This is a genomic window from Microbacterium sp. DT81.1 (assembly GCF_049844955.1).
Lineage (GTDB): Bacteria > Actinomycetota > Actinomycetes > Actinomycetales > Microbacteriaceae > Microbacterium.
Genome location: NZ_JBNCMA010000001.1, coordinates 152846 through 172499 on the forward strand (window position 1 = coordinate 152846; position 19654 = coordinate 172499).

A 19654-nucleotide genomic window follows, 5' to 3' on the forward strand; every position below is an offset into this window, starting at 1 on the left:
ACAGGCTCAGGGACCGATTCGCCGGTCGCCGAGCTTGTCGAGGCGTCGTCCTCGTTCTTCGCCCCTTCGACAGGCTCGGGGACCGAGGCTTCTGCGTCGTCCGCGGGGAGGCCGGCGGCCGCGCGGGAGCCCCACGCCTCGGCCCGCTGGTCGTCGTCGATCCGGGGCGGGGCGCTGTAGTCGGGAAGCGCCTCCGTCCCCTCCACGATCGGCGTGCGCAGCCGGCCCGAGGAGGCGCCTTCGGGCACGTCGACCTCCACCTCGACGACATCGCCGGGTTGCACGACGGACGCCCCCGCGGGCGTCCCGGTGAGGATCACGTCCCCCGGCTCGAGCGTCAGCAGCTGCGAGAGGTCGGCGACCAGAAGGGGGAGGGGGAAGAGGAGCGTCGCCGTCGAGTCCTCCTGAACGAGTTCGCCGTTCACCCACGTGCGCAGCCGCAGCGACGCCGGATCGACGGTGCGGGCGTCGATCAGCTCGGGGCCGACGGGGGTGAACCCGTCGCCGCCCTTCGACCGGAGGTTCGACCCCTTGTCGGCCCATCGGAGGTCATAGACCCCGAAGTCGTTGGATGCGGTGACGTGCGACACGTGCGCCCACGCGTGCTCCGGCTCGATGCGGCGCGCTGCGCTGCCGATCACGAGGGCGATCTCGCCCTCGAAGGCGAGCAGCTCGGTCCCGGCCGGCCTCTCGACGGGCGATCCGCTGACTGAGAGGGAGGTCGACGGCTTAAGGAAGTACGACGGCTGCTCTGGAGTGCGGCCTCGCTGCGCGGCTCGCGACGGGTAGTTGATGTGCACCGCGATCACCTTGCCGGGGCGCATCGGGAGCGCGCCGAATCCAGCGGCCGCGGCATCCGTCGTTCTCTTCATGAGCTCCCTCGCCCTTGCGTGATATTCGAAATCGTATATTATCTTGTTCACCTCGGCAACCCCTCGCCATCCCACCGGCCGAAGGCAATCCCCGACATTGGAGTCACACATGTCCGCAGAGTCGCCGACAGGGTTCACGCCCACGGGAACGATCGCCACCTCCACCGACCGACGCCGCGTCGTATTCGCGACCGTCGTCGGCACCACTGTGGAGTGGTACGACTTCTTCATCTACGCCTCGGCCGCCGGCCTCGTGTTCGGCCAGCTGTTCTTCGCGCCGCTCGGTGCGGACGCCGCGATCCTGCTCTCGTTCGCGACGGTGGGCGTCAGCTTCCTGTTCCGCCCGCTCGGCGCGTTCCTCGCCGGCCACTTCGGCGACAAGTACGGCCGCCGCGTCGTGCTCATGTGGACCCTCATCCTGATGGGTGCCGCCACCGCCGCCGTCGGCCTGCTGCCGACATACGAGGCCATCGGCATCGCCGCCCCGATCCTGCTGATCCTGCTCCGCATCCTGCAAGGCATCTCGGCCGGTGGCGAGTGGGGCGGCGCGGTGCTGATGGCCGTGGAACACGCGCCCAAGACCAAGCGAGGGCTGTTCGGCGCCTCTCCGCAGATCGGGGTCCCGCTCGGCCTGCTGCTCGCGAGCGGCATCATGGCGATCATGACCGTGCTGGCCCCCGGCGACGCGTTCCTCGCCTGGGGCTGGCGCGTGCCGTTCCTGCTCTCGGTCTTCCTGATCCTCATCGGGTACTACGTGCGTCGCCGCGTCGAGGAGAGCCCGGTGTTCGTCGAGCTCGCCGAGCGCAAGGAGCAGACGCGGATGCCGATCATCGAGCTGTTCAAGCGCCACGCGCTCCTCGTGCTGATCGCCGCGCTCGTCTTCGCCGGCAACAACGCCGTCGGCTACATGACGACCGGCGGCTACATCCAGAATTACTCGACGAACCCCGACGGGCCGCTCGGCCTCGAGCGCGGGCCCGTGCTCTGGGCGGTCGCCGGCTCTGCCGTCACCTGGCTGCTCTCGACGTTCTTCGCCGGATGGATCTCCGACCGCATCGGTCGCCGGACGACCTACATCATCGGCTGGATCTTGCAGCTGATCGGTGTCTTCCTGCTGTTCCCGCTGGTCAACACGGGCGAGATCGGGATGCTGTTCCTCGGCCTCGCCATCCTCACGATCGGTCTGGGTTTCACCTACGGTCCGCAGGCGGCGCTGTACTCGGAGCTGTTCCCGGCATCCATCCGCTTCTCGGGCGTCTCGATCTCGTACGCCATCGGAGCGATCCTGGGTGGAGCCTTCGCGCCGACGATCGCCACGGCCCTCGTGCAAGCGACGGGTTCGACGGAGTCGGTGACGTGGTACCTCGCCGGGATGACGCTGCTCGGCCTGTCCGCGACGCTGCTGCTGCGGGACCGCAGCGGCATCCCGCTCGGGCCCGACAGCGAGACGGAACAGACCAAGAGCCCGGTGTACGGGCTCGCGAGGGCCTAGCGGGTGTGCCGCGCCGATCGTCACGGCGTCGGCGGGGCTCCCAGTCCGTAGCAGCGCATCGCCGTGATCAAGCCGCCGTCGATGTCGTATGCGACGCAGTAGTGGATGCGTTCGTCCGCTCGTGAACGTCCGGCCGAACAATCGCCCTCCAGGTAGGAGTGGTCGTCGGCGACGACGAAGTTCAGGGTCTGCATGTCGGTCAATCGCGCGTGCAGCGTGACAACGTAGTTCCGGACGGTCTGCGGCCCGCGCACGATTTCTCCCGTGTCGGCGACGAGCCACGTGACATCCGCGGCGTAGCACTGCGCGAAGTCTCCTTCGGAGCCCATGAGCGTGAAGTAGCGATCCATCGTCTGTTTCGTCTGTTCGGTGCTCATGCGGCCCCTCCCACGCTGACGAGGTGCGGCGCAACGGATCGTCCCGCTGCGGCGTCCCCTCGCTCTGCAGTATCCCGCCCTGGACGTGTGTCCGCCAGGGACCGGGCGCGGCCCAACTGTTCTCTCAACGGCTGTTCACGTCTGCGCGATCCCAAGCCCAGACTTGAGGGCCACGGGGAGTCCTCAAGTCTGCGCGAACCTCAGCGCAGACTTGAGTAGGCGAATCGAGAACAGCTGCGCCCCCGCGACACGCCGAGCGCCCTCCCATACCCGAGCGAGCGACCGGTCCCCCTTCCGAGCCCAGAGGGGCCGGCGCGCTACGAGTTCACGCGGATGATCTCCTGCTGGTACGGCGCGATCACGGTGCCGGAGATCCGGAGGTCAAGGAGCAGGAACGGGCGATCGGATGCCGGCTGCCGGGCCCACTCCGCGAGTCGTTCGAGGTCATCGAGCGTCCGTACGACGACCCCCTCGGCGCCGAAGCCCCGGGCGAGCGCCGCGAAGTCCACCTCCGGAATGAGCATCGGCGCCTCGGCCAGGCCCTTCAGGCCGTACAGGTTCACCTCGGCCCCGTAGGCGGCGTCGTTCCACACCACCGCGAGGCCCCGTCCGCGGGCGACCCGCACCGCCGACTCGAGGTCGGCGAGCGCCATGAGCCCACCGCCGTCGCCGGTGGTCAGCACGATCGTCGCCTCGCGCCGCGCGAGGGCCGCCCCGGCGACGCTCGGGAATCCGAGTCCGATCGACTGGAACGCCGTGCCGACCATCATCATGCGGTCGGGGGAGGCGACCGGCCAGTACATGTTCGCCCAGCCGATGAAGTGACCGCCGTCCGAGACGACGACGCGGTCCTCCGGCAGCAGCTCGGCGATCCGCGCGGCCGCGGAGCGGGGGTCGAGGCGTCCGTCGGCGGCCAGGTGCTCGCCCGGCTCGTAGATCCGAAGGGATGCCGCATCCACCCTCTCGCGCCAGCCACTCGGAGTTGCGCCGAGCGCCCCGAGCTCCTCGGTGATCGCGCGAGCCACGACGGCGGCATCGCCGCGGATGAAGCCGCCCACGTGCGGGTGCGTGGCGGCCGGGGCGAGATCCACCTGGAAGACGCGCGTACCCGGGGCGAACAGCGCACCGAATCGCATTGTGAACTGATTGAGGGATGCGCCGAACACGACGGCGACGTCGGACTGCCCGATGAGCTGCATCGCCCCTTCGGCGCCGAATCCGCCGGTCACGCCGAGGTCGGACTCCGGACGCGGGAAGATGCCGCGGCCGAGCGCGGTCGACGCGGTCACCGCTCCCGTCGCATCGGCGAGGTGGCCGAGCGCCTCTCCGGCGCCGGCGATCCAGGCGCCGCGGCCGGCGAGAAGCAACGGCCGCTTCGCGCCGGCCAGCGCACGGGCGACATCCCGCACCGCCCGCTCGGCGAACGGGCCGCGCGGAGCGGCGGGCCCGGGGAGACGCGGCTCCGGCGCGTCGGGCACCGGACCCGCCTCGAGCGCGGCGACGTCGTAGGGGATCGCGAGCACGGTGGGCACGCGGTAGGTCAGCGCGTGCTCGATCGCGATGACCGTGGTGGCGGCGGCATCCGCGCGCCCCACGGTGTACGTGCGGGCGCCCACCGCGGACGCCATCGCGATCTGGTCGACGTCCCACGGGCGCGGGCCGGACGTCGGCTCGTCGCCCACGACGAGCACGAGGGGGACGTGCGCCTGGACGGCCTCCGCAAGGGCGGTCAGCGTGTTCGTGAAGCCGGCTCCGTAGGTCGCGGTCGCCGCCGCGAGCCCGCCACCTGCGCGGTGATAGGCGTCGGCCGCGACGACGCCGCCGGCCTCGTGGCGCACGGCGGTATAGCCGACGTCGGTGGAACGCTCGAGCGCATCGAGGAAGTAGGCGTTGCCGTTCCCCATGACGCCGAAGACGTGGTCGATATGGCGGGCGAGGGTGGCGGCGACGTGCGCGGAGACGGTGGGCATGGGACTCCTCGAGACGAGAACGGAAGGACGGGATCCGTATGTGTCTCGCGCGCCTCGTTGGCGGCTGCGTGCCCATTTTCCGAGCACCGGCGAACTGCGGCCGGACGTCGCGAGTTTACCCTCGCCCGATCGGACGCCGCCACTCGCGAAGAAGCAAGCTCTTGATCGGGGCGAGCTCAACCGCCGAGGGCGTCGCGGATGAGGTCCGCGGAACGCCGGAGGCGAGCGGCGATCTGACTCGGCTCATGGGCGCTCGCCACATACACCACGGCGATCGCCGACGGGCGACGCCCGTGCACGACGACCGGCACCGACACCGAGCGGAGGCTCGGGATCACCTCGTCGTGGCTGGTCGCGAAGCCGCGGAGCGCGGCATCCGTGACCTCTTCACGCAGCTGCGGGGACACCTCCGGCGGCCAGGACGAAGGCGGCAGCACGGAGAGGATCGCCTTGCCGGGAGCTCCGACGGTGACCGGATGCCGGGTCCCCGGTCGCTGCGCCACCGAGGCGACCGCGTGCCGGGGTTCTACGCTGACGAGCGTGACGCACTCGTCGTGGTCGAGCACGACGAGGAAGCACGTCAGGCCGAGCTCGTTCGCCACGGCCGTGAGCTCTGGCAGCGCCTCCGCCTGAAGGTCGTGTGCCACCCCGGCCGCGAGGGCGGCCATCCGGGCGCCGAGCTGGATGCGACCCGCGCCGTCGCGCACGGCGAGTCCGTGGTCTTCGAGCGTGCGCAGCAGTCGGTAGGCCACCGATCGATGCACGGCCAGGCGCCGGGCGATCTCGTCGATGGACAGAGGCTCCCGAGCGTCGGCGAGGATCTCCAGAATCCGGATGCCGCGGCTGAGGGTCTGCGACGGCGGAGCCGTGGCAGCGGCATCCGTCATCATGGTGTCTCCCCTTGCCGATGTCCCAGGCGAACGTATACGATCTGTTCAGAAGTGGAACGTCGCGTTCGAATATAGAACACGTGATCCCGCGCCACAAGCCCCGCACCGCAGGCCTCGACATCGCCGTCCGAGGAGGACATCCATGCAGTTCCACCACCACGGATACGTCTCGGGCGAGCCCCGCATCCAGGACGCGGCCGGCTCCGGGATCGATCGGCCCGTCGACCTCCCCGACGAGATGGACGTGCTCATCGTCGGGTCCGGCCCCGCCGGCATGCTGCTCGCGGCGCAGATGTCGCAGTTCCCGGACGTCACGACCCGCATCATCGAGCGCCGCGACGGCCGCCTCGTGCTCGGGCAGGCCGACGGCATCCAGCCACGCAGCGTCGAGACGTTCCAGGCCTTCGGCTTCGCCGAACGGATCGTCGCCGAGGCCTACAACATCGCGTACATGAACTTCTGGGGCCCGGACCCGGAGAACCCGCGGAACATCGTGCGCACGACGCGCACCGAGGACTACGCCTTCAAGATCAGCGAGTTCCCGCACCTGATCGTCAATCAGGCGCGCGTGCTGGACTACTTCGCGGAGGCGGCGGCCCACGGCCCGGGGCGCATCGTCCCCGACTACGGGGTCGAGTTCCTTGGCCTGACCGTCCTAGACGGCGGCGACTCGAACGGCGGCGATCATCCCGTCGAGGTGCGCGTGCGGCACACCACCGGGGACCGCGCGGGTGAGGAGCGGACCCTTCGCGCGAAGTACGTCGTGGGCAGCGACGGCGCCCGCAGCCGTGTGCGGGAGGCGATCGGGCGCACGCACGTCGGCGACTTCTCCGCTCACGCCTGGGGCGTCATGGACGTGCTCGTCAACACGGACTTCCCGGATTGGCGCACCAAGTGCGCGATCAATTCCGTCGCGGGCAACATCCTGCACATCCCGCGCGAGGGCGGCTACCTCAGCCGGATGTACATCGATCTGGGCGAGGTCGCACCGGACGATCATCACCAGGTGCGCGAGACGCCGATCGAAGAGATCATCCGCAGGGCGAACGAGATTCTGCACCCCTACTCGATCGATGTGAAGCAGGTGGCCTGGCACAGCGTCTACGAGGTCGGCCACCGCGTGACCGACAAGTTCGACGACGTCCCCGTCGACGAGGCGCGCGCTCCCCGGGTGTTCCTCACCGGCGACGCGTGCCACACGCACAGCGCGAAGGCCGGGCAGGGGATGAACGTGTCGATGCAGGACGGGTTCAACCTGGGTTGGAAGCTCGGCCACGTCCTGACCGGTCTCAGCCCCGAGTCGCTGCTGGCTTCCTACTCCGCGGAGCGGCAGCCGGTCGCCCAGCAGCTGATCGACTTCGACCGCGAGTGGTCCTCGCTCATGGCTCGCAAGCCCGAAGAGATCTCCGACCCGCAGGACCTCGCGAACTACTACCTGGCCACCGCGGAGTTCCCCTCCGGATTCATGACCCGGTACGGTTCGTCGGGCATCGTGGGCGATTCGTCTCACCAGGCGCTCGCGGCCGGCTTTCCTCTCGGCAAGCGGTTCAAGTCCGTCGAGGTGGTGCGGGTCTGCGACGGCAACGTCGTGCACCTCGGTCATCACGCCAAGGCGGATGGACGCTGGCGCGTCTATGCTTTCGCGGACACCGCGGCCGGGGCCTTCGCGGACACCGCGGCCGGGGCGTACGCCGATGCGCCGTCCGCCGGTGCGCCCTCGGCGCTGTCGTCCTGGGCGGAGTGGATGGCCTCGCCGGAGTCGCCGATCACCCGTTACACGCCGGCCGGCGCCGACATCGACGCCGTGTTCGACGTGAAGGCGATCTATCAGCAGCGATTCGAGGACATCGACATCGCGCGGGTTCCCCCGCTCTTCCTCCCGAAGACCGGACCGCTCGGCCTCACCGACTGGGAGAAGGTCTACGCGGCGGCACCGAGCGCGTGGAGCAGCGCCGACATCTTCGCGGAGCGCGAGCTCTCGCGCGACGGCGTCGTCGTCGTGGTGCGCCCCGATCAGTATGTCGCGGCGGTGCTGCCGCTGACCGCGACGGCCGCGCTCGCGTCGTTCTTCCAGCGCTTCCTGGTTCCGCAGGGGGCGCCCGTCCTGGCCGCAGGCGCCTGAGGGCCGAGCCGCCGGCGAGCTCGCGGTGCGTGAAAGGATGCTCGGGTGAAGACGATCCAGTTGCGCAGATACACGCTCGTCCCCGGTGAGTACGACGCCTTCGTGGCGTGGTGGCAGGAGTGGATGCCCCGGGTGCGACCAGCCGCCGGTTTCACGATCGATTTCGCCTACGGGCTGCGCGAGACCGACGAGTTCGTCTGGGCGGTCAGCGCCGACGGCGACCAGGACGCCTTCCTCGAACTCGAGCGCACGTACATGGCGTCCGACGAGCGCGCGAAGGCCTTCGACGGCGTGCCGCAGCGGATCGCGGAGTACAACATCCGCTTCGTGGACGACGTCTTCGCGTAGGGCAGGGGCCGTCCGCAGTGCGCAACGTGATCGTGAGCGGATGACCCCACAACCTCCGACGGGGTTGACCGGAAACTGATCCTGCATGAAGATCGGGGTAATCGCGCCTGGCCCATAGGAGGACCATGATCCCCGAGTTCCATGGCGACGCGGACGGTCCACCTCGGAGCGCACGGATCACCCGGCGGACGATGCTTCTCGGAACGGTTGCCGGGGCAGTCGGAGCCGTCGGCGGCACCTCGGCCGCCTCTGCCGCCGACTATTCCAGGGTGGGACGGCTGCCCGGCGAGGTGAGCCGTGCCGCCACAAAGTACACGGCGGCGGGCAATGCCTATGAGTCCATCGATGTCGCGTCTGGCGGCGACAAGGCGCGACTGTTCGTCCCGTGGACTGCGCCACCATCCAAGCCCGGCACGACCGTCGTCTGGTTCTACCACTCCAACGGCGGCGACCGTACGGCACTCACCCACGTGTACGGCTATCCGGCGGCATTGCTCGTGGACCGCGGCATCGTATCGATATGCCCTGACTACGGCGGCACCTTGTGGACCAGCCAACCGGCAATCGACCATCAAGCACGCTGGGCATCATGGATGTCCGCAACATTCTCGGTGGCGCGCGCGTACAGCCGTTCCAACTCTGGTGGAGGACCTCTGATGTGTTGGGCGTATGGACAGAACATGATCCCTAGACTCCGCGGTATCTACCTGGTCAACTCCGCATACGACATGAGCGACCTGTACTCCCGCGACCCGATACGCATCGCACCTGTGTACGGCTACAGCAGAACAACGATGGAGAGGACAAATCCGGCACGCCTTTCCTCCACGTCGTGGACGGCGAAGCGCATCAGAGTCGTCGTTTCAATGGCGGATGCGATCGTGCCGCCCGCGCGGCACGGCACCGCGCTGATCAATAAGGCAGCCCCGGTGGCCACATCGACCAGCGCGCGCTGGCACGAGCTGGGTCACAAGGAACCCAGCTGGGCCACGACCGACATGCTGACCACATTCCAATCCTGGGCTTAGGTCGGTCCGCCGGCACCTCGGGCATGATGAACCCGTGACACCCGCCCGTCTCCGAGCGCTTCGCCTGCGGCACCACCGGCTGTCCGCCCCCGCGCGCACGCTCACGGATGCGGCGTCGCACATGACGGCCACGCAGGGCCAGGAGTTCTGGGGCGGTCGCCTCGCGCTCGCCGCGCGCACGGCCGGCGCACCGACCATGGCCGACGTCGACGCGGCCTTCGACCGCGGCGAGCTGGTCCGCTCGTGGACGATGCGCGGCACGTTGCACATCGCCGCGGCCGGTGACCTCGCGTGGATCCTCAGCGTGACGGGTGAGCGGATGCTGCGCTCGGCGCGCAAGCGGCACGCCGACCTCGGCCTCGACGCCGACGTGATGGCCCGCGCCGAACGCACGCTGGTCGGCGCGCTCCGCGGTGGAGGTGCGCTTTCGCGAGCGGAAGCCTTCGAGGCGCTCGCCGCGGGTGGCGTGGATCCGTCCGGCCAGCGCGGCTACCACATCCTCTTCGCGCTGTCGGCGCGCACGATCCTCTGCTGGGGACCGGTGGTCGGAAGACCGGGGAAGACGACCCGCGAGCAGCGGGTGGTTCTCATCGACGAATGGATCGCCGAGCACGCGCGGCCGGCCGACCCGCTCGTGGAGTTCTTCGTCCGCTACGTGCAGAGCCACGGCCCCGCAGGCCCCGCCGACTTCGCGTGGTGGGCGGGCCTGCCGGTCGGCATGGCGCGGCGGGCGCTCGACGGCGCCGGCGATCGCGTCGCTCCCGTCGAGGTGGGCGGCGAGACGCTGTACGTCTCCGCCGCTCCGGCGCGCACGAATCCGAAGGCCCCGAGAGCCTTCATCCTTCCGCCGTTCGAGGAGTACTTCATCTCCTACGCCGACCGCACCCGGGTGTGCTCACCCGAACTGCTCTCGGCGATCGGCCCCGGCATCAACGGGATCGTGAGGCCGGTGATCGTCGCAGATGGCGAGATCGTCGGAACCTGGGCCACCCCCAAGGTCACCGACATCCCCGGATCACTTCCGCCGGCGACGCTGTTCGCGCGTGACGCCGTTTCAGAGGAGGACCTCACCGCGGCGCTTGCGCGTTACGCAGCCTTCGCGTCATCCTGATTCCCCGTCACCACCAGGATCTGCCGCGGAGCATCTCCCCGAAGTCGTCGGGTGAATCGTGCCCGCTGTGGCGGGAGCCCAGGTAGCTCTCCACGACCGCGCGTCCGAGGTCGTCGAGCTCCGGCGCGACCACCTGGCCACCGGCCCGACGCGCGAGCGCGTCCATGAACCGCGCGAGGCCGGGGTCATCCCCCAACCGGAAGAAGGTCGTCTGTGCGCCGAGGCGCTGCACCGTGTCGAGCTCGCTCACGGTGACGGCTATCGTTCGGGGATCGGGCGGGTAGGCGAAGTGCACCCGGCCGTTCGGGTCGAGGTGCGCCGTCGGCTCACCGTCGGTGACGATGAGCAGCACGGGCTGCGCGGTCGGGTTGCGCCGGAAGTGCCGCTGCGCGAGCAGAAGGGCGTGGTGGAGGTTCGTTCCCTTGTCCCAGACGGAATCCTTCGCCGTCAGCTGCTCGATGTCGATGACTTCCGCGTGGCGGGCGAATGCGATCAGCTGCAGGCTGTCACCGCGGAAACGGCTGGAGATCAGGTGATGCAGCGCCAGGGCGGTGCGCTTCATCGGCACCCATCGCCCGTCCAGCTCCATCGAGAAGGACGTGTCGACGAGGAGGGCCACCGCCGCCTGGGTGCGTTCCTCGGTCTCGACCACCTCGACGTCGCGGGTCTCGAGCCGCACACCGGCCGATGCATCCCTGCCGTCGGAGACCGTTCTGAGCACGGCATTCGACACGGTGCGGGGGATGTCCCACGCCTCGGTGTCGCCGAACGCCCACTCTCGCGTCGATCCGGTGCGGTCGCCGGCCGCACCGGCGTTGCGCGTCTCCCGGCGACCGGTTCGCCCGGACTGGCGCGTGGCGATGTCGCGCAGCAGCGCACGGCCGAGCTGGCGCATCGCGCGAGGGGTGAGCCGCAGCGCGCCGTCGGACGCCCGGTGCAGCATCCCGGTGTCCATCAGCTCCTGCTCGAGGTCCCGCAGGGTGCGTGCGCTGACGCCGGCATCCTCACCGACGAGACGTGCCAGCGCATCGACGTCGATGTCGTCCATGCGGGCGCCGGGATAGGACTGGCTCAATTGATCCGTCAGCGAGTCGAGGTCGGCGAGATCCTGCATGATCCCGGTCGCCTCGCCCAGCCCGGTCGGCTGGTCGCCCGAAAAGGATGCCGACCCGCTCCAGTCTTCGCCGGGTCTCAGCGAGCGAAGGTTCTCGTCCAACCGCGACAGCGACTGCATGAGATCGGGCGACCCGAACGCCTGGGCGGCGAGATCCATCAGCTCGTCCCGCTGCTCGGGAGTCATGGAGTTGAGCATCCGCTGGGCCGCGGCGGAACGCTCGGCGAGGGTGTCGAGCAGCTCATCGAGACTCTGAGGGTTCTCGGGGAACTGGTCGCCGTGCTTCCGCATGAACTCGTCGAAGTCCTCGGCCGTGTCCTCTCCGAGCCGACGCTTCTCGAGCAGGTCGTTCAGGTCGTTCAGCATGTCGCGTATCGCCTGGCGGTCGGCGTCCGTCGCGCCCTCGAGAGCGCTCTTCATGCCGGCGAACCGCTGGTCGAGCAGCTCGCGACCGAGCAGCTCTTTGATGCGCTCGTAGTCGGCGCGTGCCGCCGGGCTCTGCCACTCGTAGTCGGCCAGGTCGTTCACGGCGGCGGCGGTGCTCGCCGGGAGGTTCTCGAGCCGCATCTCGGCGAAGGACCGGGCGTCGTCATCCATGTCGACATCGCGGACGAGGTGCTTCCGCTCTTCGAGCACCGCGCGGTCGAGGAGCTGACGGACCTCCTCGAGCGTGCCGTCGAGCCGATGCCGGCGCGTCAGTTCGCTCCGCCGCTCGCGCACTCGTCGCGCCAGGTCATCGAGACCCAGCTGGTCGCGGGTACCGCGGCGAAGGTACTCGCGCATCGCGCGTTCGGCGGACGTGCCCGACATGACGTCCAGCCCGATCGCCTCCAGCGCCTCCTGCACGGGGACGGGCGGAGCGAGCGGATCCGGCCCGCCGGCGTACCTCCCGTACCGGTTGGTGTGCGCGGGCGCGCGGTGGAATCCGCGGACCATCAGCGGCCCTTCGACAGGCTCAGGCGCCGGGGGTGCGGCTCAGCCATACACGGTCTCCCCGTCTGCGCTGTCCTTGCTGATCCGGCGCTCGAGGTAGAGCGCCTCGAGCAGGAGTTCGAGCGCGCCCGCACGCTCTCCCGGCGTCTGCGCGCCGAGCCGCTCGGCCACCTGGTCGTACAGATCCGACTCCCCGAGCACCGGCATCGCGGTGAGAACGTCGGCCGCGGGCACCTGCTCCCCGGTCATCACGGTCGCGCCGTCGTGCAGCGCATCGACGAGTGCGCCGGCGTCGATGCCCCGCAGATGCCTCCGGGCGGTCTCAGCGACCGCCGTGCGCAGCAGATGTTCCAGGATGACGCGCTCGCGGCCCTCCTCGCCGGTCTCGAACTCGATCTTGCCCCCGAGCACGTCGACGGCGGTCTCGAGGTCGACGGGACGCGCCACCCCGACCTCCTCATGCTGACGCGTCGCGCGGTGCAGCGCCGCCGCCGCGATCGTCTCGGCCCCGGCGATGGCGAATCGCGCCGACACTCCGGCGCGCTGGTCGACGGCATCCGACTCGCGAAGGTTGCGGGTGAACCGCGCCAGCACCTCGAGCAGGTGCGCCGGGACCGCCGCGACGAGCTCCGCCTCCTGGCGGATGACCGCGACCTCCTCCTCGATCGTCTGCGGGTAGTGCGTGCGGATCTCGGCGCCGAAGCGGTCCTGCAGCGGCGTGATGATGCGACCCCGGTTGGTGTAGTCCTCGGGGTTGGCGGTGGCCACGACGAGCACATCGAGGTTGAGGCGCAGCACGTAGCCGCGGATCTGGATGTCGCGCTCCTCCATCACGTTCAGCAGCGACACCTGGATGCGCTCGGCGAGATCGGGCAATTCGTTGATGGCGACGATGCCGCGGTGACTGCGCGGGACGAGTCCGTAGTGGATCGTCTCCGGGTCGCCGAGCGAGCGGCCCTCCGCGACCCTGATCGGGTCGACGTCCCCGATCAGGTCGGCTACCGACGTGTCGGGGGTGGCGAGCTTCTCGACATAGCGCTCCGAGCGATGGCGCCAGACAACGGGAAGGTCGTCACCGAGCTCGGACGCATGCCGAAGGGATGCCGGCGTGATCGGATGGAACGGATGCTCGCCGAGCTCTGATCCGTCGATGACCGGGGACCATTCGTCGAGCAGACCCGCCAGGCTGCGCAGCAGCCGCGTCTTGCCCTGACCGCGCTCGCCGAGCAGCACGACGTCGTGTCCGGCGAGGAGGGCGCGTTCCAGCTGAGGGATGACCGTGGTGTCGAAGCCGTGGATGCCGGGCCACGGGTCACGCCCGTCGGCCAGCGCCGACAAGAGGTTCTCGCGCAGTTCGACGCGCAGCGGCCGATAGGTGTGCCCCGATGCGCGCAGCTGCCCCGTCGTGGCGATCGCGGATGGCGAAGATGTCATGACGAGAGGGTAGGTCGCCTTCGAGGGCATCGGGGCCGGATGCCGCAATTTCGTTCAGCGCGGGCGCCGCGGGGAGCAGGTCCGTGCGACCCGACATCACCCCTCGGCATGCCGGTCGAGGAACGCGTACACCTCGTTGTCGTCGACACCGGGGAACGCTCCCCTCGGCAGCGGCGAGAACATGTGCGTGTGCACACGGGCGCTCGGCCAGGCCTTGCCTCTCCAGCGGCCCGCCACATCCTGCGGGGGCCGCCGGCAGCACGACTCGTCGGGGCAGGTGGACGCGGCGCGCGTCGCCGTCTCGCGGCCTCGGAACCATCGCGCGTCGTCGAAGGGCACGCCGATCGTGATGGAGAACTCGCCGGCATCCGTCGCCCCCGTCTGCGTCGAGCACCAGAAGGTGCCGGCCGGGGTGTCGGTGTACTGGTAGTGCTCCGTCGTGCGGTTCTGCCGCGCGAAGGCGCTGCGCGCGGAGAAGCGCCGGCAGACGATCTGTCCTTCGATCGAGCCGGTCACATCCATCGGCAGGGGAAGGTCATCGTTCTCGTACACGCGCATCAGCGCCCCGGTGCCGTCGACGCGAAGGAAGTGCAGGCGGATGCCGAAGTGGTGCGTGAGCAGGTTGGTCAGGCGCATGGCCGCGGCCTCGTGCGTGACGCCGAAGGCATCGCGGAAGTCCTCGACGGCGAGGTCGCGGTCCTTCTTCGCCTGCGTGAGGAACGCCACCGAGGGCGTCTCGGGCATGAGGCAGCAGGCGGCGTAGTAGTTGATCTCCAGCCGCTGCTGCAGGAAGTCGGCGTAGTCGCTGGGGCGGGTGTGCCCGAGCAGCCGGTGCGCCATCGCCTGCAGCGCCATCGAGCGAAGACCATGACCGCCGGGGATGGAGGCGGGCGGAAGGTAGATGCGACCGTGCTCGAGGTCGGTGATGGAACGCGTGGAGTGGGGGAGGTCACTGGCGTAGATCAGCTCGAAGCCCAGCTGCTCCGCCATGATGCTGACAGTGCGGTGCGTCAGGGCGCCGGAGACGTGCCCGGCCGCTTTCAGCTGCTTCTCGGCGAGCTTCTCGATCTCGGGCAGGTAGTTGCCGCGTTCGCGCATCCGCAACCGCAGTTCGGTGTTCGCGCGCCTCGCCTCTTCCGGCGTAGCGATCGCCTCGCGTTCCCGGCGCTGCAGTTCTCGGTGCAGACCGAGCAGCGACTCGAGCGTCTCGTCGGTCATCCCCTTGCTGACCCGCACCGGCGGCACGCCCAGCTGTCGGAAGACATGGCTCGCCTGCGCGCGCTCCAATTCGATCTCCAGTGCGGCGCGGCGGTTGGGCGGCTCGCCGGAGATGAGGTCCGAGACCTCCGTGCCCGTCGCCTGTGCGATCGCCTGCAGCAGCGAGAGCTTCGGCTCGCGCTTGCCGTTCTCGATGAGGGAGAGCTGGCTGCCGGCGATGCCGACGACGGCGCCGAGTTCGTCGAGCGTGAGGCGGCTGGCCAGGCGGTGATGGCGGATGCGGTGGCCCAGTGTCGCGAGCTCGATCCCGGTGGACGTCATTCCTTGAGCATATCGAAAGAATACTGCTTCTTTCGACCAAATTTCCCGAAACATCGCCACATGGCTTTCAGAATGGATGCAGACCCCTTGTTCTACGACTTCAGTCTCACTACTCAGAGGAGCGACAATGGCACTCGCGGAAACCTTCACGGCCCGGCGTCCCAGTCCGGCCCCCGTTCCGGCGGCGCGCGTGTACGGCCGGCGGCCCGGCTTCGTCGGCAAGGGGATGGACGATCTCGTCGCCTGGGTCGATGAGATCGCCGCGCTGACCCAGCCCGCGAACATCCACTGGATCGATGGCAGCCGCGCCGAGAACGACGCGCTCCTTCGTCAGCTCGTCGACGAGGACAAGCTGATCAAGCTCAACCCCGAGTGGCGTCCCGGCTCCTACCTCGCCCGCTCCCACCCGAGCGACGTGGCTCGCACGGAGGGGCGCACCTACATCGCCTCCGAGCGCGAGGAGGACGCCGGTCCCACGAACAACTGGGCCGACCCCGCCGAGATGCGCGCCACGATGACCTCCATCTTCGACGGCAGCATGCGCGGGCGCACGATGTACGTCGTTCCGTTCTCGTTGGGCCCCGTCGGCGGCCCCCTCTCGCACATCGGCGTGCAGGTCACCGACAGCGCGTACGCGGTGACCTCCATCGGCATCATGACCCGCGTCGGCGATGAGGTCACGAAGCTCATCGCGGATGGCCGGCCGTGGGTCAAGACGGTCCACTCGGTCGGCGCGCCGCTGGCGGAGGGCGAGGCGGATGTCGCGTGGCCGTGCAACGACGAGAAGTACATCGTGCACTACCCCGACTCGCTCGAGGTGTGGTCGTTCGGCTCCGGGTACGGCGGCAACGCCATCCTCGCGAAGAAGTGCTTGGCCCTGCGCATCGCCTCGGTGATCGGCCGCGACGAGGGCTGGCTGGCCGAGCACATGCTGCTCATCCGGGTCATCGACCCCCAGGGCAGGGCCTACCACGTGGCGGCCGCGTTCCCCTCGGCGTGCGGCAAGACGAACCTCGCGATGCTGCGCCCGACGATCCCCGGCTGGCGAGTCGAGACGCTCGGCGACGACATCGCCTGGATCCGCCCGGGCGAGGACGGTCGCCTGTGGGCGATCAACCCGGAAGCCGGCTTCTTCGGCGTCGCTCCGGGCACGGGGGAGTCGACGAACGTCACTGCGGTCGAGACCCTCTGGGGCAACACGATCTTCACGAACGTCGCGCTTCGGCCCGACGGCGACGTCTGGTGGGAGGGACTCACCGACGAGGCCCCCTCACACCTGACCGACTGGGAGGGCAACCCGTGGACGCCCGACCAGGACCGCCCCGCCGCGCACCCGAACTCCCGCTTCACGGTGGGGGCGGGCCAGTGCCCACAGATCGCGGCGGACTGGGATGCGCCGCAGGGCGTTCCCCTCGACGTGATCCTCTTCGGCGGACGCCGGGCGACCAACGTGCCTCTCGTGGTCGAGGCGACCGACTGGACGCACGGCGTCTTCCTCGGCTCGACCATCTCGTCGGAGCGCACGGCAGCCGCCGAGGGTCTCGTCGGCGAACTGCGCCGCGACCCGTTCGCGATGCTGCCCTTCTGCGGCTACAACATGGCGGACTACTTCGGGCACTGGCTGAAGGTCGGCGGCGGTCTGCGGTTCGATCGTGCGCCTCGCATCTTCCAGGTCAATTGGTTCCGCAAGGGATCGGACGGCCGGTTCCTGTGGCCCGGGTTCGGCGACAACGCCCGCGTGGTCGACTGGATCATCCGCCGCATCGAGGGCGAGGTGGGCACGATCGACAGCCCCATCGGCCGGCTGCCGAAGCCCGAGGACCTCAACCTCAACGGCATCGAGGTGCCGCAGGAGGACCTCGACGAGCTGTTCGCCGTCGACCCCGAGTCGTGGCTGCACGAGGCCGACCTGACCCAGGAGTTCTACGACTCCTTCGGCGGTCGGGTCCCCGCGGCGCTGCAGTCTGAGCTCTCGGCGCTCCGCTACCGCCTCAAGGCCGCGCAGCACTGACTCCTCGCCCGGCCATGCCGAGGGGACGCGATCTGCTGCTGAGCCGGAGGCGAAGCAGCAGATCGCGTCCTTTCGCGCTCCGAAGGCTCCGGCTGCACCAGCACCCGGTGCCTCGCCCGGCCATGCCGACGGGACGCAACCTGCTGCAGCGCGGGAGGCGCAGCGGCAGATTGCGTCCTTTCGCGACCGTCGGGTTGGCGCGCGCGTCAGACCAGGAGCTGGTGCCTTGCGAGGTCGCGGTAGAGCGGCGTCGACTCCACCAGCTCCGAGTGCGTTCCCTGGCCGACCACCCGGCCGCGGTCGAGCACGACGATGCGGTCGCTGTCCACGACGGTCGAGAGGCGGTGGGCGATCACGATGAGCGTTCGCCCTGCGGCGACGGCGTCGATGGCGTCGCGCATCCGCTGCTCGTTGACGCCATCCAGCGACGAGGTCGACTCGTCGAGCAGCAGGATCGGGGGAGCGGCGAGCAGGGCCCGGGCGATGGCGAGGCGCTGGCGCTCTCCGCCCGAGAGCATCACGCCGGCCTCGCCGACCGGAGCGTCGAGCCCGAGGGGATTGCGCTCGAGCACCTCGGTGAGGTTCACCGCGTGCAGCACGCGCTCGCACTCGAAGTCGGTCGCATCCGGTGACCCCAGCCGCAGGTTGTCGCCGATCGTCCCCGCCAGTGTCGGGGCATCCTGTTCGACGTAGCCGAACTGCGCACGCAGCTCTTCGCGATCCAGAGAGCGGATGTCGCGGCCGCCGAGCAGCACCTGCCCGCCGGTCGGGTCGTAGAACCGCTCGATGAGGGACAGGATCGTGCTCTTGCCGGCACCGCTCGGCCCGACGAGCGCGACCCGGGTCCCCCGCGGGACTTCGAAGGACACCCCGCGCAGCACGTCCCGATCGGTGAAGTTCGATTCGCCGTCCACCTCCTCGGCGGCGCGGTCGAGATGAACCTGCTCGAGGACGGTGCGAGCCTCTGCGGCCGCCGCCTCGCGGGCGGCCACCACCGCCTCCGGGTAGCGGAAGCGCACGTCGCGGAACGCGATCGCCGGCGCCGCGGCATCCGACAACTCACTCGCAGAAGGCGCCTGATCCGCATCCGGTCCTTCACCCCGGCGAAGGCGCGAGACCGACACCGCATCCCCTTCGGTCTCGGTGGGCAGGTCGAGCATCTCCTGAATGCGGCCGAGCGCACCCAGCGCCTGGTTCACGGAGGTGATCGCACCGAAGGTCGACCCGAGCGGCGCGATCAGCATGAACAGGAACATGATGAAGGTCACGAGAGCGGCGATCGTGATGGCACCCGACGCGACGCGGAACCCGCCGACGCCCAGCACGACCAGCAGGGAGAGCTGCAGCGCCACGCCGGCGATGGGCACGACGAGGGCCGACACCTTGGCGATGCGCACCCCGACGTCGTAGGCCTGGGTCGCGAGCCCGCTGACCGACGCGACCTCGCGGTCCGTCGCACCGGCGGCGCGCACCGTGCGGATCGATCCGACGGCCCGTTCGACGCCCGACGCGAGCTCGCCCACCTTCTCCTGCTGCTCGGTCGAGGCCGTGCGGATGCGGCCGCTCAGCAGCGAGACCACGGCGACGGAAACGCCGATGACGACGATGATCAGCCCGAGCAGCACGGGGTCGATGATCGCCATCGCGATGAGGGCGCCGACCAGGATGAGCGCGTTCCCGACCGAGTCCGCGAGCCCCTGGGTCAGAACGGCGTAGAGGAGCGTCGTGTCGGTCCCGACGCGCGACACGAGATCCCCGGTGCGGCGCGCATCGAATTCGCTGATCGGAAGGTGCAGGATGCGGGCGATGAGCTTGCGCCGGGAGGAGTAGACGACGGCCGTGCCCGTGCGCTGCAGCAGGTAGTGCTGGTAGCCGGAGAGCAGCGACGACGCGATGACCAGGGCTATCAGGACGGCCACCAGCGAACCGAGGGCCTGCTCGCGCTGCACCCGATCGATCACCATGCCGACGACGAGCGGCTGCGCGAGGGTCGCGATCGCGCCCAGCACGCTCAGCACGCCGATGACCACGAGCACGCGCTTGTGCTCGAAGAGGAACGGCAGCAGCTGCCGGAAGGAGGCGCGTGGCCCCTCCGGCGCTTTGCGGCCGCGGCGGCGCGGCGTTGCTTCGGGCTTGGCGGGGGCGTCGACGGACACGGTTGCACCTCGGGGTTGTTCGGGGGTCATCTTCGACCGTACTTCTTGTGGACGGCCTGCCGGGTCACGCCCAGCGCCGCGGCGATGGCCTGCCAGGAGTAGCCCTGGAGGCGCGCGCGACGAACCTGAACCTCTTCGGCCTGGGCCAGCTCCCGCCGGACGGCGGCGAGGCGGTGCAGTTCCGCGATCGGCGCGTCATCGGGGGCCGCCCCGATCAGGGTGCGGATGTCGTCGCCGCTCACGCGGGGCTCCTTCCC

General features: G+C 69.7%; 15 protein-coding genes. 6 read left to right on the forward strand and 9 right to left on the reverse strand.

Annotation, left to right across the window (positions count from 1 at the left end; all coding sequences use genetic code 11):
• Window positions 1-872 (reverse strand): fumarylacetoacetate hydrolase family protein (locus ACLQ2Q_RS00675; RefSeq protein ID WP_425816919.1); only part of this gene is annotated, 872 nt, incomplete at its 3' end.
• Between the two features lie 109 nt (window positions 873-981).
• Here ACLQ2Q_RS00675 and ACLQ2Q_RS00680 point away from each other — a divergent pair.
• The gene (locus ACLQ2Q_RS00680; protein WP_425816921.1) at window positions 982-2364 is read left to right on the forward strand and encodes an MFS transporter; all 1383 of its coding nucleotides are present in this window, start codon (window positions 982-984) and stop codon (window positions 2362-2364) included.
• 20 nt (window positions 2365-2384) lie between these two features.
• Here ACLQ2Q_RS00680 and ACLQ2Q_RS00685 read toward each other — a convergent pair whose 3' ends face one another.
• From ACLQ2Q_RS00685 to ACLQ2Q_RS00695, 3 genes are all read right to left on the reverse strand, one after another.
• Window positions 2385-2741 (reverse strand): nuclear transport factor 2 family protein, encoded by a 357-nt coding sequence (locus tag ACLQ2Q_RS00685; protein ID WP_425816923.1) that lies wholly within the window; start codon window positions 2739-2741, stop codon window positions 2385-2387.
• 317 nt (window positions 2742-3058) lie between these two features.
• Entirely contained in the window at window positions 3059-4711 is a 1653-nt protein-coding gene (locus ACLQ2Q_RS00690; protein WP_425816925.1) for a thiamine pyrophosphate-binding protein, read from the reverse strand.
• Window positions 4712-4887: 176 nt separating this feature from the next.
• Window positions 4888-5598 carry an IclR family transcriptional regulator gene (locus tag ACLQ2Q_RS00695; RefSeq protein ID WP_425818567.1) on the reverse strand — a complete coding sequence of 237 codons (711 nt, stop codon included), beginning with the start codon at window positions 5596-5598 and terminating at the stop codon, window positions 4888-4890.
• A gap of 145 nt (window positions 5599-5743) precedes the next feature.
• Between ACLQ2Q_RS00695 and ACLQ2Q_RS00700 the strand changes: the two genes are divergently transcribed.
• The 4 genes from ACLQ2Q_RS00700 to ACLQ2Q_RS00715 all read left to right on the forward strand — a co-directional run bounded on the left by ACLQ2Q_RS00700 (window position 5744) and on the right by ACLQ2Q_RS00715 (window position 10210).
• The gene (locus ACLQ2Q_RS00700; RefSeq protein WP_425816927.1) at window positions 5744-7723 is read left to right on the forward strand and encodes an FAD-dependent monooxygenase; all 1980 of its coding nucleotides are present in this window, start codon (window positions 5744-5746) and stop codon (window positions 7721-7723) included.
• 45 nt (window positions 7724-7768) lie between these two features.
• Window positions 7769-8071, forward strand: coding sequence for a hypothetical protein (locus ACLQ2Q_RS00705; protein WP_425816929.1), 303 nt, complete (start codon window positions 7769-7771; stop codon window positions 8069-8071).
• A gap of 125 nt (window positions 8072-8196) precedes the next feature.
• Window positions 8197-9099, forward strand: coding sequence for a hypothetical protein (locus tag ACLQ2Q_RS00710; RefSeq protein WP_425816931.1), 903 nt, complete (start codon window positions 8197-8199; stop codon window positions 9097-9099).
• Window positions 9100-9133: 34 nt separating this feature from the next.
• Window positions 9134-10210: a winged helix DNA-binding domain-containing protein gene (locus ACLQ2Q_RS00715; RefSeq protein WP_425816933.1), complete on the forward strand. Its 1077-nt coding sequence runs from the start codon at window positions 9134-9136 to the stop codon at window positions 10208-10210.
• Window positions 10211-10217: 7 nt separating this feature from the next.
• On the opposite strand, the gene ACLQ2Q_RS00720 is transcribed toward ACLQ2Q_RS00715, so the two are convergent.
• The 3 genes from ACLQ2Q_RS00720 to ACLQ2Q_RS00730 form a co-directional block, all read right to left on the reverse strand.
• Window positions 10218-12260, reverse strand: coding sequence for a vWA domain-containing protein (locus ACLQ2Q_RS00720; protein WP_425816935.1), 2043 nt, complete (start codon window positions 12258-12260; stop codon window positions 10218-10220).
• Between the two features lie 39 nt (window positions 12261-12299).
• On the reverse strand, window positions 12300-13691 hold the full coding sequence (locus ACLQ2Q_RS00725) for a sigma 54-interacting transcriptional regulator (protein WP_425816937.1): 1392 nt from the start codon (window positions 13689-13691) through the stop codon (window positions 12300-12302).
• 96 nt (window positions 13692-13787) lie between these two features.
• Complete coding sequence (locus ACLQ2Q_RS00730; protein WP_425816939.1) at window positions 13788-15230, reverse strand: helix-turn-helix domain-containing protein; 1443 nt, start codon at window positions 15228-15230, stop codon at window positions 13788-13790.
• Between the two features lie 127 nt (window positions 15231-15357).
• Here ACLQ2Q_RS00730 and ACLQ2Q_RS00735 point away from each other — a divergent pair, with 127 nt between their 5' ends.
• A complete protein-coding gene (locus tag ACLQ2Q_RS00735; protein ID WP_425816941.1) occupies window positions 15358-17241 on the forward strand; it encodes a phosphoenolpyruvate carboxykinase (GTP) in 1884 nt (627 codons plus the stop codon).
• A gap of 206 nt (window positions 17242-17447) precedes the next feature.
• On the opposite strand, the gene ACLQ2Q_RS00740 is transcribed toward ACLQ2Q_RS00735, so the two are convergent.
• Together ACLQ2Q_RS00740 and ACLQ2Q_RS00745 are read right to left on the reverse strand one after the other, a co-directional pair.
• Entirely contained in the window at window positions 17448-19427 is a 1980-nt protein-coding gene (locus ACLQ2Q_RS00740) for an ABC transporter ATP-binding protein (RefSeq protein WP_425816943.1), read from the reverse strand.
• Window positions 19424-19639: an AsnC family protein gene (locus ACLQ2Q_RS00745; RefSeq protein ID WP_425816945.1), complete on the reverse strand. Its 216-nt coding sequence runs from the start codon at window positions 19637-19639 to the stop codon at window positions 19424-19426. Before ACLQ2Q_RS00745 ends, ACLQ2Q_RS00740 begins: the two co-directional genes overlap by 4 nt.
• Between the last annotated feature and the right edge of the window lie 15 nt (window positions 19640-19654).

Coding starts and splice junctions, on each gene's coding strand:
- ACLQ2Q_RS00710 (WP_425816931.1), top strand. CDS start 8,197: ATGATCCCCGAGTTCCATGGCGACGCGGACGGTCCACCTCGGAGCGCA.
- ACLQ2Q_RS00685 (WP_425816923.1), bottom strand. CDS start 2,741: ATGAGCACCGAACAGACGAAACAGACGATGGATCGCTACTTCACGCTC.
- ACLQ2Q_RS00695 (WP_425818567.1), bottom strand. CDS start 5,598: ATGACGGATGCCGCTGCCACGGCTCCGCCGTCGCAGACCCTCAGCCGC.
- ACLQ2Q_RS00680 (WP_425816921.1), top strand. CDS start 982: ATGTCCGCAGAGTCGCCGACAGGGTTCACGCCCACGGGAACGATCGCC.
- ACLQ2Q_RS00690 (WP_425816925.1), bottom strand. CDS start 4,711: ATGCCCACCGTCTCCGCGCACGTCGCCGCCACCCTCGCCCGCCATATC.
- ACLQ2Q_RS00720 (WP_425816935.1), bottom strand. CDS start 12,260: ATGGTCCGCGGATTCCACCGCGCGCCCGCGCACACCAACCGGTACGGG.
- ACLQ2Q_RS00730 (WP_425816939.1), bottom strand. CDS start 15,230: ATGACGTCCACCGGGATCGAGCTCGCGACACTGGGCCACCGCATCCGC.
- ACLQ2Q_RS00735 (WP_425816941.1), top strand. CDS start 15,358: ATGGCACTCGCGGAAACCTTCACGGCCCGGCGTCCCAGTCCGGCCCCC.
- ACLQ2Q_RS00725 (WP_425816937.1), bottom strand. CDS start 13,691: ATGACATCTTCGCCATCCGCGATCGCCACGACGGGGCAGCTGCGCGCA.
- ACLQ2Q_RS00700 (WP_425816927.1), top strand. CDS start 5,744: ATGCAGTTCCACCACCACGGATACGTCTCGGGCGAGCCCCGCATCCAG.
- ACLQ2Q_RS00740 (WP_425816943.1), bottom strand. CDS start 19,427: ATGACCCCCGAACAACCCCGAGGTGCAACCGTGTCCGTCGACGCCCCC.